We start from the raw sequence: 13,602 nt of genomic DNA, 5'->3' as shown, positions 1-13,602 counted from the left end.
CCGTTTCCGGTGGAAAAATCGGCAGTGAAACGTACAAACGAAGAGTCGTTCATTGCGGCAAGAAGAGTGCTGGCGTTGATGCGAATTCTGAAGGGCATGCTGGAGGCTCTCCCACCCGACGGAATGGTACATCGAATGGGGGTCGGTCTCCGGACGAAGGAAGGGATCGACCAGAAGTTCTTGGTCAGCCTCATGAAGATATCCATCGATGAAGGCGAGTTCTTATTCTTCATGGTGCGGGGGAGGGCGGAGGAGGAGATGCCCACGATCGCGCAGCTGTTCGCGGAGATGGATGGGGGCGATTAGCCATCCTAGTCATTGGAGGCGCGATCCCCGGCGGAAGACCTTTGCCTCATAGGTCCATATTTTATCTCGGGCCCGTAGGTAAACGAGTTCTGAGAATGCGGCATCGAGACCTCTACGTTTGCATACGATCATTCCGTTCCCAAGAGGCTTAAGATATAGTTTGCGCTCCTCGCGCCCGCTAGCTGCACCCTTGGGAGTCATAGAAAAGCAGCAGAGTCAGACAATCATGACGATGCGAGCGCGGGTCGTTCGTCCCCTACCGCCAAATTCAAACACGCATCGTTCGATTTCTCAGGTGAATTTCTTCTGATATCACAGGAAGCCCGAGAACGGTTTCGCAGAGCGCTGCGCAGGAGAGCCGAGATGTGTCGAACAGAGAACCGAGCAGAGAGGAAAGAAAAATCGAGAAAAGAACCGAGAACTCTAAGAATCGAGAAATACCGAGAAATACCGAGAACTTACCGAGCAGAGTGGAGAACATCGGCCTGTCCGATCGCTCTCGATCGGGGCTCAACTCCTTTCGATACTTTCGTTACCGAGACCTATGGAGAAGTGAACGGAGGCTAACGGCCCTGTCTAGGCTTCAATTCTGCCGCAACAGCCGGGTTCTTGGAGCAAGGTCCCTTGCTCAATGAACAAGAATGTACATCTGCCTGCCTGAGCGGGCGGGCGGGCTTAAGCCTCAAATGCAGGCAAGAAGGCGCTCTGATTGCTTGCCGGTGAACAATGAACGCTGCTCACATTCTGTATGCTACCCCCGAACTGCAGTGCGCTGCTTAACCTCGTTCGGCGGGGCCGAGGGTGCTTCCTCCTGCTTAAGCGGCGCTTGCTCGGGTTTCGGAGCCGCTTCCTTGTAGCTCGGAACTTCGACGGGTGCTATAATTCCTCCATGTTTGATCGGGGTTGCCGCCGTCTTAGACGGTCGAGTACGCTCGGCATTCTCAGGAACCCCGCGTCCCTGAGAGAGAATCGAGGCGCTCCTGAGAGATTTCCCCCGCATTGCACTCTCAGGTCGCTCTCAGGGATTTCTCAGGTTCTCTCAGGTGGTCTGCACTCTCAGGAGTTTTCTCAGGCTTTCTTTCAGGAGAACTCTCAGGGGTGGTGCGGGCCGCTTCTATCCGCGATACGAGCGCAGGAAGGTCTTTTTCCCAATCCGCGTACAAGATGATCGCATCAAGAAGCTCACTCGGGCGAATCTCTGCGTCGATTGCTCGGTGCGCGAGCCTTTTGTACGCTTCGGTACTGAGTTTCATCGTGCCTTGCACGGGCAATTCCCTTCCTTCTTGGAGCACCGACGAACCGTAGTGCGAGGGCGGCGATTTGAAACCAATCCTTCGATCGCCGAAGATCATGCTTACATTCTGTTTTGAGTTCATGAGCTGTCACGTTTGAATTGTAAGCTCTTAGGGGCATTCACTCTCAATAGACGTGCCTTAAGCAGACGGGATTCGCTTTCTTTGACGTCTCTGTCCTTGTCTGGGAGCTACAACACGGCAAGATGCTTATCCTATGCCCCTTGAATGTAGCCGCGCTTACAGGTTTCTTGATCATATCCTCCCTTGATTCCACTGCGGGCACCGGCGCACGAGCGGGGTGAGCAAGCTCGGGAATAGAAACATTCGTTATGCCGGGAGTACCTGAGAGGAAGCCCGAGAGTCCTCCCGAGAGTCCGAAGCTCTCTGAGGAGGCCGGGTTGCGCCGGGAGGGGGCCGGGAATCATGTAACGCGCCCCGGGATGCAAGAAACCCAGAAAAGGCTCGATGGACTCCCGGGGCTAGGGGGTTCTTGAGAGTCCCGGGATGCCAAGTGACAGCGATATCCACTTAACGTCACAAGATTTGGCTCTTATTCCTGCTCTTAAGTCACTTTTTTCGTTATCAAAAAAGAAGGGAGGGGTTCACTGCTTCGACGCAAGCAGCTGTGCTTAAGGGAGCAGCAGAGTGCGGGCGGGTCCATCTGAATTTTGCAGGCAAAGAATCATCTCGGTCATGGATGATGTGTTGTGCCGCTCAATGGTGATCTGCGATTGAAAGGTGGGGAGCGGAAGACAGCATTCTACCCTCACTTCTTAGCTTCCCTTTTCTGCTTGCTCGCGAGCCGGCCCGCCTCTATGGTTACCTTCCCGCCTTCCTGGAAGAACAGGAGATAGTCGCCTTCCTCGGCTCCGATTATCTCCATTATCTTCTTCGGGATCGTCACCTGGCCCTTCGCCGTGATCCTGGCTTCCGCCACATGCCCATCGCTCATGCACCATTGATATCTCGATTCCAAGCATAATAATAATCAAGGAAACAATGAAGTAAGGATACAGGAATACCCCTAATCACATTGTCTAGAGGTCGGTAGTATGGAGGAACGGGAACGGAGGTCGGGTTCGATTCATAGAGGCATGTCCAGATGTCTCCCGATGATCGCCAGCGTCGTACTGGTGGCCGTGTTGCTTGTCCCTGGTAACGCCAGCGCAGCAAGCATCACGTCGACATTCACGACGCCCGAGGTGAGGGGGGTCAGTGCGTCGTTCGGGCTCGTGATGGACTATGGCCCGCAGCATTCCCTGGTGAGGAAGGGGGATCAGGTGGAGATACAGTTCGCGCCTTCCCCTCTGCCGATGTCATTGCACGTGAACCTGCTTAAGCTCTTCAGCGAGAGCGGTGCTCCGCTTCCCAGTGTAGTCACGAGCATCGTGAATCTCACCGCGGGTACTGGCGTCTGGGTTGTCACCATCCCCGCCTACGACACGCCGATCGGAAGTCGCACTATCACCTCCTTCAGCCTGTTCCAGAACATCGTCTTCCTGGACGTCAACGTCGTCGGAACTCTGCAGGCGAGCCTGACATCCACGTCGGGAAACCTCGATCGGACGTCTCTGTCCTGGACCGAGTGGGGCGGGGAGCAGGTGAAGATGACGGTGACCGGTACGGAATCGGCCTCCGTCTCGGCCAGTCTGAGCTACGCGATCTCGTGTGGCTACGTGCTCAGATTCGCCGAGCCCATCGCCTACGCTCTCTCCCTCATCGGCCAGCCGTCGTCCTACGTCGTTGCTTCGTTCTCGCTCGGCACGTTCCCGCTCGAAGGTACCCCGACGGCGAACGTGGAGGTGGTCGCCCAAACTGCCCCCGCATCCGATCAGACCGCGACGATCCTGGGCGTCGGCGGCGGGGCGGCGGTCGTCGGAATCGCGGCCGGCATTTTCCTAGGTCGGAAAAGCAGGAGGTGAGCGGTTTGAAGGTGGGCAGGGCATTCGAGGCGGAAGGGCCTGGGAATGCGATCTACGAGGCCGTGCGGGCGTTCTACGCCGGGGAGCGATTCGTGCTCGATTCATCCGCCGCTCCAGTCCGCCTGACGGGTTCAAGAGGCAACGTGGGAGGAACGGTCCTCGGTCTGAAGACCAATGACGTGAGCACCAAGCTGAGCGTGACGATGAAGGATCTGGGCGGCAGGGTTTCTATCTACGTGGAGTACGACATCGTTGCCAGCGTTTGGCTGGGCCTGGGCGATGCCCCGGAGAAGCACAAGGCGGTGCTGGAGTCGGAGATCTCCCGCCTGCAGCAGCAAGTCGCTGCCAGCGTCGCTTCGATTCCCAAGACCAGGGTGCAGCAGGTGGCCGGGTCTGGGCAAGACAAGCCCCGGCCTGGAAGATTCTGTCCCTCGTGCGGTGCGAGCATGGCCCTTGGTCGCTTCTGCTCATCATGCGGGAGCGAGCATCCTGAAGGCGATTCCCAGAGCTAGCAGTGGAGCTTCCAGGTTTTGGACGGGTTGTCAAGAACCCATGACAGTGGAATTGACTGGCGGTTCAGTATGGCGACCAGATCGTCGACGTGGAGGAAATTCAGCGCCAGAGTTGCATTCTCTTGCGGTTTCCATGCAGCTGTGCAAGCGTTTTGTCTTTGTCACGGATGAAGAAAATGAAAACAGCCAGCCGTCGCTGGCAGTATACAAAGCGAGAGGTCTGCCTACTATTCTGAGTCTTCATCGTCCTCGGACTCGTCTTCGAGCTCATCCGAGGATTCGAACTCCTCCCGATAGCGGAGCAGGATGTGGGTCACCAGCTCCTGGAGGGTCACTCCCATCGTATCAGCGTAATCCTTCAGCCACTCGGCCATAGGGGGTCTCAGTTCGATGCGTTCCGTCGCCATTCCTTATCACCTCCTTTTCTTTGATTGGACAATCTGAAAGCGCCACAGTTGAAAAAGGAATCCAACGCAAAATTTCCTTCGATTTTCTTGAGTCTGCAGGCTGAGTATTAAGATATCCGAAAGCGACTGGCCAGAATCAGAAACAGACTATTGGATCTGTCCTAGCCTCTAAAAACGCGTGATAAGGTGCGCAAATCCTTCCTTTTTATGAGAAAAAGGAATCCCTTGCACGCCTAACATAAAGTCACTTGTGCCGCCTGCCGTTCTTGGTATTTCATCTACAATGAACCAGGCTCACACTCCAATTTGAACCGGGTTGAAGAAAATGATTTTTTTCAGTGAAATTGGATAAAGTCGGTTCTGTGTTCCGCAGAATAAGTCAGACTCATTCATTTTCAATTGAAATCATAAAATGAAAGACTGGATAGTTAAGATAGTGGGCCCGGACAGACCCACCACTATCCGTATCCAGTGATTCCACTCCTGAAATTGATCCTGGGGAATCCTGTTCGTCTATGCGATCAGAGAAAGGGAGGGAAGAGGTTTCGTCCTATTCCGATGTCCTCAAAAGTGAGCATATACCCGAAATAGGGCAAGTTCCATGGGCCTCCGCCCTCAGCTCCCTCCCTTCTTGGTAATGCGGTAGTAGGGCTTGGGCGGGGAGGGCGAGAAGCAGTCGTCCTTATACTCGCTCGCCACGAGGTCTTTCTCCTTAAGCGTGGAGTTGACTGCCTCTCGCACCGAGTCCCTGAGCTTCTCAGGCGAGGAGACGACGCGGGCGTTGACGAACATCTCCACCTTGCCCTCGGCGTTCCTGGAGCCCTTCACCTCGTCAACGCTGAGACTAGGCCCCACCTGGCTCATCTTGACGGCGTTGGTTTCGGAGACGATCATCACTTTAGTATGGGCTATGTCCGAGGGAGAGTAGTTGGAAGCGACCCGGCGAAGTATCTTCGTGGTCAGGTCGTAGGCGTCGACCTTCCCCTCCGCCATGAACGCGACCTTGCCGTTGTACCAGCCCAGCTCCGCCTCCGCTTTGGCGTAGGTATCATAGTCGATGTCCTTCGGCGAGCGGTTGCTCGTCTTCTTCGAGTTCACGATGGCCAGGATCTTGTCGAAACCCTCCCCGCTCACCGAAGAGTAGGGGATCACCTTGGCCGTGGGATTGATCTCATGGATGGCCTTGCTTATCTGCTTGACCTCGGGCCCCTGGACCAGGTCTACCTTGGAGAGCACGACGAATTCCGCCTCCTCGATCTGATGGCGCCGCAGGTAGCCACGGAGCGACTCCGGAGAGAAGCCCTCCGTGACCGCTCTGGAGGCATCCATGACGATGATCAAGGGCGCGACCGAGAAGGCTTCGGCGTAGACCACCTTCAAAGGACCGATGACCGTGGCGAGGAGGTCCGTGCAGCTGCCAACCGGCTCCGCGATGATGATGTCGGGGTTGGACTTATTGATCAGGCCTTTGGCGTCGTTCATGAAATCAGGGAAGCGGCAACAGAAGCAGCCACCCTGCACATCGCAGGTGTCTATGCCCTGAAGGCACGAATACTGGCTGTCGACCAGGTCCGTCCCCTGGTCGTTCATGATGATGCCCACCTTCTTCCCGCCCTCGATCATGGTCTTCGCTATCTTGGTGATCAAGGTCGTCTTCCCAGCTCCCAGGAACCCCCCGACTATCGTGATCCTCGTTGTCATGGAAATCTCCTCTGCCCTTAAATTGAGTGTATTTATTAATATTTTATTTCGTTCTCAAATATTGGATAGATTGCATGATGGGATACACATTTCCTTCGAATCATCAATTATTTGAGTTTATTATCAAATATTTATATTCAAACTACATTTTGGCCCCTCAGCGGGCATGAAGGCCTGCCGAGGAGGAGAGAATATGCCAACGCTCAAACAGAATTTATTGGCCGAGTTTATGGGTTCGTTGTTCCTGGTCGTGGTGGCCATCGGCTCAACCATCCTTCCCATGACATTGCCTGGTGCCACGATCGCGCTCGCCGTATTCATCAACGCAGTCGCCGTGGCCATGGTCCTTTTCGCATTGATAGAGACGTTTGGTTCCATTTCGGGGGCTCACTTCAACCCTGCGGTGACGCTGGCATTGCTCTCCGCCAAGCAGATTGCCCCGAGAAAGGCGAGCTATTACATCATCGCTCAATTAGCGGGCGGTTTCATTGGGCTATTGGTCGTTGGGCTCATGTTCTTCGATTATGACTCGACCATCATCACCGTCTCTGGGAATGTCAAGAACTACGGTCAGGTCTTCGCCGAGTTCATTGGCACGTTCATCCTGATCGGGGTCATCATCGGATGCGTGAGAGGGAGCTCCAAGCATACCGGGCTCTCAGTGGGATTCGTTGTCGGTGGCATGCTAATCACCACAGCTAGCACCATGTACGCCAACCCCATGGTCTCCTTCGCACGTATGTTCACCTATGCCATCTGCGGGATCGCCCCCTGCTGGGCCGCGCTGTTCGTGATCGCCGAGGTCATTGGCGCGCTCGGCGCCGCCTACGTGTTCGGAATCATGTTCCCAACCAAGCTGAAGGAAAAGTGCGACCCGTTCGAGTGCCCACCCAAGAAGCCTATCGCGATTGCGATGGAGGCTGGCCCGAGGACGGAGAAGTGCTCTCCCTACGAATGCCCGAAGGATTCGACTCAGAAATGAACTCGCCGAGAAGCTCCTCCTATTCTCGCTCCTGGCCCAGCCTCCTTCCATCCGAGAGATCCTTTAGGACCGCCAGGCCGATTCCATCAGGATGAGGGGGCTCTGCGGTTCCACCCCAAAGGCGTCGGCGGATTCATGCTGTTTCGCAGAAAGAAGAAGTCATGACGGTAACCGCTTGAAGCCAACATCCAACAACGCACCACCTTCTCCCGATGGACAAGGAGCTGGTGGTTAGTACCTTCAACGGCAAAGCAAAAGGGAGGGGCTGATTGACTACCCTCCCTTTGTCGCAAGCCAGTATTGTTGACGTGAAGTGGGGGGATTATATCTCAAAAGGAATCCTTTTTAGCCCACATCCATTCTATATCACGATGCCTATGGCAGATAAACCCCAGGAGAAACAGCAAGAACCGGCTGAGGACATCATCCAGCTAAATGTGAATGGTGTCATCAAGGATGCCGTCGAGGTATTGGTGGAGCAGAAAAACGACCCATGGATTATCGCCAAGCTAAGCGACGGAACCGAGGTCAGGATGCGGATCACGCTCATGAGGGCGTACCGAATCCTGAATGAGAACAACCCCATGTCCGGCGAACCGGCTTACAACTTTGAGCCGAATGTCCAGTTCAGCATAAGGTCGCCTGCGAGGTTGAGGAAGCTTCCCCAGGCGAAAAAGCCCGACAACAGGGAGATCACGTAGACGACCCAATCGTCCGCTATTCTCAGATGAAGCGAGAGATGATTGAATGACCCATGAGGTCTCGGGCGATGTCGTTGAGGTCCTCAAGGCAATGGAGAAGGAGTTGATGGACCACAGGTACTTGCTCCAAGAGGTGATAATTTGTCAAAACATGTCCGATGGACGCGCCATTGCCATCTTCGTTTCGGGCATCGGGACCGCCATGTCGGGGCTCGGCTAGAACCGCTTGGATCGAGCCCGAATACGAGGTCATCGGGGGAGTGATTCGGGAGTGGTGCTCAGCCGTTGGGCCCTGTATGCCCTGTATAAATCAAGTACCAGATCACTCCTATGACGATTAGAGCGACGGCGAGGGCACCGAGTAGCAGATACTTGCTTGTTCTCTTCACGCAATCGCCTCAGCTCATGAAGCGTCTGCATTGATTATCTCGTTTGTGGCCTTGCTTGCCATCATTCTGTACCTTGGAGGAGATTACCGAAACCGGCATCTCAAGGGTTTCCTTTTTCGCGTTAGTTTTCGGAGCATTTGACTGCTCATCTAACTAACGGACGCACTCCCTGCCCAGACGATAGATAATGATGATTAGAAGTTAGATTGGTTAGAAGAGTTAGAAAGAAGAGAAGGGGTAAGGGGTTTCCTGAAAATGTCCAGTAATCAGTTTCGGTCATCTGGGAGTTGACAGGATTTCCTCCTTAATTCCGAGCAGAGAATCGTCGTGCTGGATGGGTCTGTCTGTTGAGTTCGGGCAGACCCACCATCAACCATATCCAGTACTTTCACTCTTCTGAGCGACTGAGAATGTGGATTCTCTTCAACATGGTGCGGGTCAAAAGAGGGTAATTAAGCGTCTGGACACGCTGGTCCTCGGCCTCCGCTGGTCGGGCGGTCGCCGCCTCCGGCTATCTCGGGCGTTCGCCGCGCGCTATGCATAACGATCTGCGGCACTAAGGGAGCGCCTAGGTACATAGATGGGCTTCACATTGCGACGTCGCTAATCACCATATTGAGACTGAACGCTGCTGGTAATGATATTAGCAATCGTGTACGGCTATAGCCGCTTGGCCCAACTCAGACCGCGAGAGCGACTGCGAACCCGATGACAAACAATATCTGGGTGATCAGCACGACTTGGACATTAGCCTTCTGCGCGTGCAGGAAGGTCGATGTCTGCTCAGCCCCCCCGAACGCCCCCTGGACTGCCTTGAAGGCGAACGGCAGAGTGAGGAGGGCGATGGCCGCGAGCAACGGAAACACCGAAAGTGCAATTCCAGCAAGGATTATGCCGTAAGCACCGACCGTCCCGGCGAGGTAAAGCCAAGCTGCTTTCTTGCTGCCCAGTGATATGACGAGGTTCCTCCTTCCGCCGATCTTATCCGCTTCCACGTCAGGGAACTCATTGAGAAGCAGAAGGTTGAATGTAAGGATACCTGAAGTGATCGCCAGGAGCATCAGGGACAGAGGGAAATCCTGTATTTGGACGAGGTATGCCCCGATCACTGGAAGGAATCCGAGACCAAGACCGGCTGCGACCTCTCCAAGCATGTTCCTCGCGAAGATCTGCGTATAGAAAAGCACGAACAGCATCCCTGGGACGATTATCAGCATGAGGAGCCAGGATACCGCAACGATAAGGTAGGCGCTCAGCAGCGCGGCGAGCACGAAACAAACGAGGGCGACGGTTAATACCTCCTGTGGCTGGAGCGTTCCTGCCTGGAGAATCCCGCTCCCACCGTTGAACATCGTCCGCCTGGTATGCATGTCGATCTCCGTCTTGTGGTCGAGATATTCGTTCAGCGTGTTGACACTGATGTGAAGCAGGACGAGGATAGATGTGAATATGGTAAAGTTCAGGACATCGAAATGACCGTCATCTATGGTAAGGACGCTCCCGACCGCCGCCAATATGACAGGCAATAGGAGGAACGGGGCTCTGATCTCGATCATCCAGGTCTTGAAGCGCACGGGGATGTAGATTTCCATCCCTCTATAAATCATCATTCCCAGCAGAACGCATGGAATCCCATAGGAGAACAGGCACTTGCCTTGCGCAAGCGGTTACGCAAGACGTCCTAGGGCCGAAGGGAGGTACAGCAGGACCGCCGATCTCGTTGCTTCTGTTGCTAAACTCTGAACCGGTCTCTTGAGCATATTTATCCTTTGTTATCTATATTGTTATCAAAATCTATATATGTGGGCCAATCCATATCGCCAGTTGCTTAGAAAGGTGAATGGATTGGAAAGGTCGCTCGAAAAAAGGCCGGAAAAACGAGGTTCGAGTCAAGCTCGCTCTGTTCGACCTAATTCAGCTGGCTATGCGTAAGGAATTCTGGTCCTGAGAGTTTTGCAACAGGGCCTATGTAGTATTATTATTAACTTGATAGGTCTATGTTATTAACTAGGTATGTCGATTGAACTACAATGCGGGAAATGCGGACACGCCTGGAAATCCCGGAAGGAAAGAACTTCGGACGGGAGGCGGAGATGCCCTTCCTGCATGAGTCGAGACGTCACAGGATCGGACGCCGGCTCGGGCGCCCTAGGCAGCTTCGTGAAGGTCGATGCGCTCTACGACCTGCTTGTAGAGATAATCGCGGTCCTCGGGGACGATGGTTTCATAGACGACGAAGAGGTGAGCCGGCTGATGTCCACTTGTCTGATGTGCGGTGCCTCGGACAAGCAGGGCGCGTTGTACACCGAAGGCAGAAGAAACGGGCAATTCACTGGCTGGATGCACTGTCAGACCTGTGGCCACCGTAGGCTGACGAACCGCCCCGGAACTGGCTGAGGGAGCGCAGGGAGCCCGCTTTCCCGCCTCGTGGGGGTCGGGAACGCGAAGTCTTATACGCTTCGGGGATTCTGTGACGTCCCATGAGGAGATTCAAGCTGGATGAAACGCCGAGCCCCGAAATAGTCGCCGCGATGATTGAAGAGGCCGCGGCGGCGCGACCGTCGCGGCCTGAAAGTGCGGCGGAAAAGGATGTGCGTTTGCAGTTCTGGATCCCCGTGGGCTTGCGCCGCTCGCTCAGCGAAGAAGCGGCGAAAAATGGGATGACTGTGCCCGCCTGGACGGCCTACGTCCTCGCTGCGCGGCCGCCTCTGAAGATCGTTGAACAGACCGTCCTTCCGGCCGGAATCACCGAGGAGCTGGCGAAGATTCCGACCTTGGAAAAGCGAGTGGCCGAGCTGGTCGGGCAGTACAACGCCCTGGTCAAGAAGTACAACGCTCTTGAGGCCGAGCGGGACACGCTTAATGGAAGCCTGGCCGACCTTAAGAAGCGCATCGGGACCGGAGTGTTCAAGGGCAAGTGTCCGGGCTGCAAGCAGTCGGTCGAGTACGACTTAAGCAAGGAATTGGGCCTGCTTAAGCAGCCAGACAAGCGGCTTTGCACCTAAAGGGATAGGTTGCACCTAAAGTCGCGGGGATGAACCTCTTAGCAGTAATACCTTCGAGTTCATACCCTCATGATAGCCAGTAGCAGGAACCCCGACGAGAGCTTCCTCGCCTTCTTGCTAAACTCCGCGCCCTGCACCTAAAGTGGAGTGCCAAACGGGATTTAGGTGCAAAGCCTTCGTTATCCCAAATGCCTTATCGCCATCCCAGGCGATAAGGCGAATGCCGCACCCTCCTTTCACTGGCATTAATGCAACACGCTTCACATAGCTATTTCTTCGTACCGTCAATAGGTATTCTCTTGGAATATCATGAATGCAATCGAAACCAGACCACGAGTAGTAAATATTGTGGCTTCGACGCAATTTGCGAAAGAACTTGATTTATGCACGGTCGCCGAGAAACTTACAGGATCAGAATACGACCCTGAACGATTCCCTGGCCTCATTTACCGACTCAGCGACCTGAAGACTGTAATTCTCCTTTTCGGAAGCGGGAAGGCTAATTGCGTCGGTGGTAAAAGTCTGGAAGAAGTCCGAAGAGCAATACGAAGATTCGCTATTCTTTTAAACAAGTTAGGCATCCCTGTCGATTCTGATCCCGAAATCATCGTACAAAATCTGGTTGCGGTATACGATGTCGGTTGCGCCTTGAATCTAACAAATCTAAAAGTATCTTTGGGTCTTGAAGACACAGAGTATGAGCCAGAACAATTTCCAGGCCTTGTCTATAGATTGAGAGATCCTAATGTTGTCTGTCTCCTGTTCAACTCCGGGAAGATGGTAATGACGGGGGCAAAGAATTACAAGGACCTTGAACGGGCCGTAGATAGGGTCGTCCAGGATATCCGCCAATTCGGATTTCTTTGACTTTGCAACGGGAATTTGGATTGATACAATATCGGATTCATACAGTTGGGGGGTCATTGAAACAATAAGAACTACCTATCCCATTGCAATGGAATCAGGCTTTGTTGGCCCTGTTGCAAAACTCTCAGGACCAGAACTCCACTCGCATAGCCAGCTGAATTAGATCGAACAGAGCGATCTTAGACCGAACCTCATTTCTTCGACCCGTTTTCCGACCGACATCGAAGAGGATATCCGAGCAGCGCTCCAATCATGCTGAAGGTCGTCTCAGCATGATTGCGCTTGCCGTACAGTTCGGCAGCACGATTCGGCCAGTGCTGCCAGAACGAGGCCATCTTCTGATACATTGTCTCCGGTTTCGCGAAATGACGAGCGTTCTTCTTGATGCCATGGAGCGGCGTCGCTCCATGCTGCCTGGCGGCGGCCAGGCACGCTTCGCCGTGATAAGCGGAGTTGGCCAGACTCCGCTTCACTTGCACGTTCGAGGGCAGACCGCTCCATACCTAAGCTCCTCTATTTCTAATTCGGCTGTGTCAAAAAGAAAATCAAAATAGGGAATCTCCCCATTTATTAATTGGTCTTTGACTTTGGTGGATTGAATCATGTCAGATATTGCTTACGCTAAGGTTGCAGTCGTTATTACTTCGTATAATAGGCCAACCTTATTGAAACGAGCGATAAAAAGCGCGGCATCGCAAACTTACAAGAACATCGAGATAATTGTCGTGGATGGTGGTTCAGACTCGGATATTGAGGCATTGGTTCATGAGCTTAATGACAATAGGCTAGTATTCCTTCAAGCAGGAAGGAAGAGCAATGTATCTATTGCCCGCGATTTGGGAGCAAAACTGACGACTGCTGATTATTTGTCATTCCTCGACGATGACGATGAATTATTGCCAAAAAAAATCGAGCAGCAAATGGAATTGTTCAAACAAGCAAGTAACGATATCGGCGTCGTCTATTGTGGTCAGATTGATGTCTTGGAGGACGGCGCGGAGATATGCCATCCTGCTTCAATAAGAGGGAATGTGCTCGGCCAAATTCTATCAAACAATTTCGTGGCTATGGGCAGTGCAAATATTAAAAGAGATTATATTTAAAAGGTCGGTGGTTTCATGGAAGACCAGGTAGAGGATTGGGACCTGTGGATTTCATTGGCAAAGGTATGCCAATTCGATTTGATCAGAGATTGTTTATTCGTCTATCACCGTCATTCAGGTCAGACAACATGGCAATTTTCAAGAATAGTCAATGGGCTTATTCGAATTACTGAGAAACATCGTTCTCTTTTCGAACGATATCCAATTGAACTCGCGGCCTCTTATTACCGTATCGGAACGCTATACTTGAGGCTGGGGGAGCGAAAAGCAAGTAGGCTATACTTGCTTAAGTCGCTTACATATGATTGGAAACGTTGGAAAGCATATGTGTGCCTTATCCTGGGCATACTGCCTAAATGTCTGGCATCGGCGGGATTCAAGATAGTAAACCCTAAGGTCTAATCTATTTACC

At 53.3% G+C, this 13,602-nt stretch carries 16 protein-coding genes; 10 read left to right on the top strand and 6 right to left on the bottom strand.

Annotation, left to right across the window (positions count from 1 at the left end; all coding sequences use genetic code 11):
* The first annotated feature begins 78 nt into the window (after positions 1-78).
* Complete coding sequence (locus NT137_00105) at positions 79-306, top strand: hypothetical protein (GenBank protein MCX6651748.1); 228 nt, start codon at positions 79-81, stop codon at positions 304-306.
* Between the two features lie 1,007 nt (positions 307-1,313).
* Here the strand turns inward: NT137_00105 and NT137_00100 are convergent.
* Both NT137_00100 and NT137_00095 read right to left on the bottom strand, forming a co-directional pair.
* A complete protein-coding gene (locus NT137_00100; GenBank protein MCX6651747.1) occupies positions 1,314-1,682 on the bottom strand; it encodes a hypothetical protein in 369 nt (122 codons plus the stop codon).
* 685 nt (positions 1,683-2,367) lie between these two features.
* A complete protein-coding gene (locus tag NT137_00095) occupies positions 2,368-2,538 on the bottom strand; it encodes an AbrB/MazE/SpoVT family DNA-binding domain-containing protein (protein ID MCX6651746.1) in 171 nt (56 codons plus the stop codon).
* 157 nt (positions 2,539-2,695) lie between these two features.
* On the opposite strand from NT137_00095, the gene NT137_00090 reads away from it, so the two are divergent.
* On the top strand, positions 2,696-3,523 hold the full coding sequence (locus NT137_00090; protein ID MCX6651745.1) for a hypothetical protein: 828 nt from the start codon (positions 2,696-2,698) through the stop codon (positions 3,521-3,523).
* 5 nt (positions 3,524-3,528) lie between these two features.
* Positions 3,529-4,035: a zinc ribbon domain-containing protein gene (locus NT137_00085; GenBank protein MCX6651744.1), complete on the top strand. Its 507-nt coding sequence runs from the start codon at positions 3,529-3,531 to the stop codon at positions 4,033-4,035.
* A 227-nt stretch (positions 4,036-4,262) separates the two neighbouring features.
* Here NT137_00085 and NT137_00080 read toward each other — a convergent pair whose 3' ends face one another.
* Together NT137_00080 and NT137_00075 are read right to left on the bottom strand one after the other, a co-directional pair.
* The gene (locus tag NT137_00080) at positions 4,263-4,442 is read right to left on the bottom strand and encodes a hypothetical protein (GenBank protein MCX6651743.1); all 180 of its coding nucleotides are present in this window, start codon (positions 4,440-4,442) and stop codon (positions 4,263-4,265) included.
* 615 nt (positions 4,443-5,057) lie between these two features.
* Complete coding sequence (locus tag NT137_00075) at positions 5,058-6,143, bottom strand: hypothetical protein (protein ID MCX6651742.1); 1,086 nt, start codon at positions 6,141-6,143, stop codon at positions 5,058-5,060.
* Between the two features lie 193 nt (positions 6,144-6,336).
* Here NT137_00075 and NT137_00070 point away from each other — a divergent pair, with 193 nt between their 5' ends.
* The 3 genes from NT137_00070 to NT137_00060 all read left to right on the top strand — a co-directional run bounded on the left by NT137_00070 (position 6,337) and on the right by NT137_00060 (position 8,046).
* A complete protein-coding gene (locus NT137_00070; protein ID MCX6651741.1) occupies positions 6,337-7,125 on the top strand; it encodes an aquaporin family protein in 789 nt (262 codons plus the stop codon).
* 377 nt (positions 7,126-7,502) lie between these two features.
* Complete coding sequence (locus NT137_00065) at positions 7,503-7,826, top strand: hypothetical protein (protein ID MCX6651740.1); 324 nt, start codon at positions 7,503-7,505, stop codon at positions 7,824-7,826.
* A gap of 46 nt (positions 7,827-7,872) precedes the next feature.
* Complete coding sequence (locus tag NT137_00060; protein ID MCX6651739.1) at positions 7,873-8,046, top strand: hypothetical protein; 174 nt, start codon at positions 7,873-7,875, stop codon at positions 8,044-8,046.
* A gap of 849 nt (positions 8,047-8,895) precedes the next feature.
* On the opposite strand, the gene NT137_00055 is transcribed toward NT137_00060, so the two are convergent.
* Positions 8,896-9,771, bottom strand: a complete 876-nt coding sequence (locus NT137_00055; protein MCX6651738.1) for a prenyltransferase — start codon at positions 9,769-9,771, stop codon at positions 8,896-8,898.
* Between the two features lie 550 nt (positions 9,772-10,321).
* Between NT137_00055 and NT137_00050 the strand changes: the two genes are divergently transcribed.
* From NT137_00050 to NT137_00040, 3 genes are all read left to right on the top strand, one after another.
* Positions 10,322-10,612 (top strand): hypothetical protein, encoded by a 291-nt coding sequence (locus NT137_00050; GenBank protein MCX6651737.1) that lies wholly within the window; start codon positions 10,322-10,324, stop codon positions 10,610-10,612.
* An 83-nt stretch (positions 10,613-10,695) separates the two neighbouring features.
* Entirely contained in the window at positions 10,696-11,220 is a 525-nt protein-coding gene (locus NT137_00045) for a hypothetical protein (GenBank protein ID MCX6651736.1), read from the top strand.
* Positions 11,221-11,529: 309 nt separating this feature from the next.
* The gene (locus tag NT137_00040; protein ID MCX6651735.1) at positions 11,530-12,087 is read left to right on the top strand and encodes a TATA-box-binding protein; all 558 of its coding nucleotides are present in this window, start codon (positions 11,530-11,532) and stop codon (positions 12,085-12,087) included.
* 191 nt (positions 12,088-12,278) lie between these two features.
* Here NT137_00040 and NT137_00035 read toward each other — a convergent pair whose 3' ends face one another.
* The gene (locus NT137_00035; protein ID MCX6651734.1) at positions 12,279-12,560 is read right to left on the bottom strand and encodes a hypothetical protein; all 282 of its coding nucleotides are present in this window, start codon (positions 12,558-12,560) and stop codon (positions 12,279-12,281) included.
* 129 nt (positions 12,561-12,689) lie between these two features.
* Here NT137_00035 and NT137_00030 point away from each other — a divergent pair, with 129 nt between their 5' ends.
* The gene (locus NT137_00030) at positions 12,690-13,190 is read left to right on the top strand and encodes a glycosyltransferase family A protein (GenBank protein ID MCX6651733.1); all 501 of its coding nucleotides are present in this window, start codon (positions 12,690-12,692) and stop codon (positions 13,188-13,190) included.
* Positions 13,191-13,602 lie beyond the last annotated feature (412 nt).

The organism is Methanomassiliicoccales archaeon, from assembly GCA_026394375.1.
Classification (GTDB): Archaea; Thermoplasmatota; Thermoplasmata; order Methanomassiliicoccales; family UBA472; genus JAJRAL01.
This window is presented reverse-complemented; position numbering and strand designations above follow the sequence as displayed.

Bases quoted from the DNA above. Each gene is read 5' to 3' on its own strand.
- NT137_00105 (MCX6651748.1), top strand. From the start codon at position 79: ATGCGAATTCTGAAGGGCATGCTGGAGGCTCTCCCACCCGACGGAATG.
- NT137_00100 (MCX6651747.1), bottom strand. From the start codon at position 1,682: ATGAACTCAAAACAGAATGTAAGCATGATCTTCGGCGATCGAAGGATT.
- NT137_00090 (MCX6651745.1), top strand. From the start codon at position 2,696: ATGTCCAGATGTCTCCCGATGATCGCCAGCGTCGTACTGGTGGCCGTG.
- NT137_00080 (MCX6651743.1), bottom strand. From the start codon at position 4,442: ATGGCGACGGAACGCATCGAACTGAGACCCCCTATGGCCGAGTGGCTG.
- NT137_00075 (MCX6651742.1), bottom strand. From the start codon at position 6,143: ATGACAACGAGGATCACGATAGTCGGGGGGTTCCTGGGAGCTGGGAAG.
- NT137_00070 (MCX6651741.1), top strand. From the start codon at position 6,337: ATGCCAACGCTCAAACAGAATTTATTGGCCGAGTTTATGGGTTCGTTG.
- NT137_00065 (MCX6651740.1), top strand. From the start codon at position 7,503: ATGGCAGATAAACCCCAGGAGAAACAGCAAGAACCGGCTGAGGACATC.
- NT137_00060 (MCX6651739.1), top strand. From the start codon at position 7,873: ATGACCCATGAGGTCTCGGGCGATGTCGTTGAGGTCCTCAAGGCAATG.
- NT137_00055 (MCX6651738.1), bottom strand. From the start codon at position 9,771: ATGATCGAGATCAGAGCCCCGTTCCTCCTATTGCCTGTCATATTGGCG.
- NT137_00050 (MCX6651737.1), top strand. From the start codon at position 10,322: ATGAGTCGAGACGTCACAGGATCGGACGCCGGCTCGGGCGCCCTAGGC.
- NT137_00045 (MCX6651736.1), top strand. From the start codon at position 10,696: ATGAGGAGATTCAAGCTGGATGAAACGCCGAGCCCCGAAATAGTCGCC.
- NT137_00040 (MCX6651735.1), top strand. From the start codon at position 11,530: ATGAATGCAATCGAAACCAGACCACGAGTAGTAAATATTGTGGCTTCG.
- NT137_00030 (MCX6651733.1), top strand. From the start codon at position 12,690: ATGTCAGATATTGCTTACGCTAAGGTTGCAGTCGTTATTACTTCGTAT.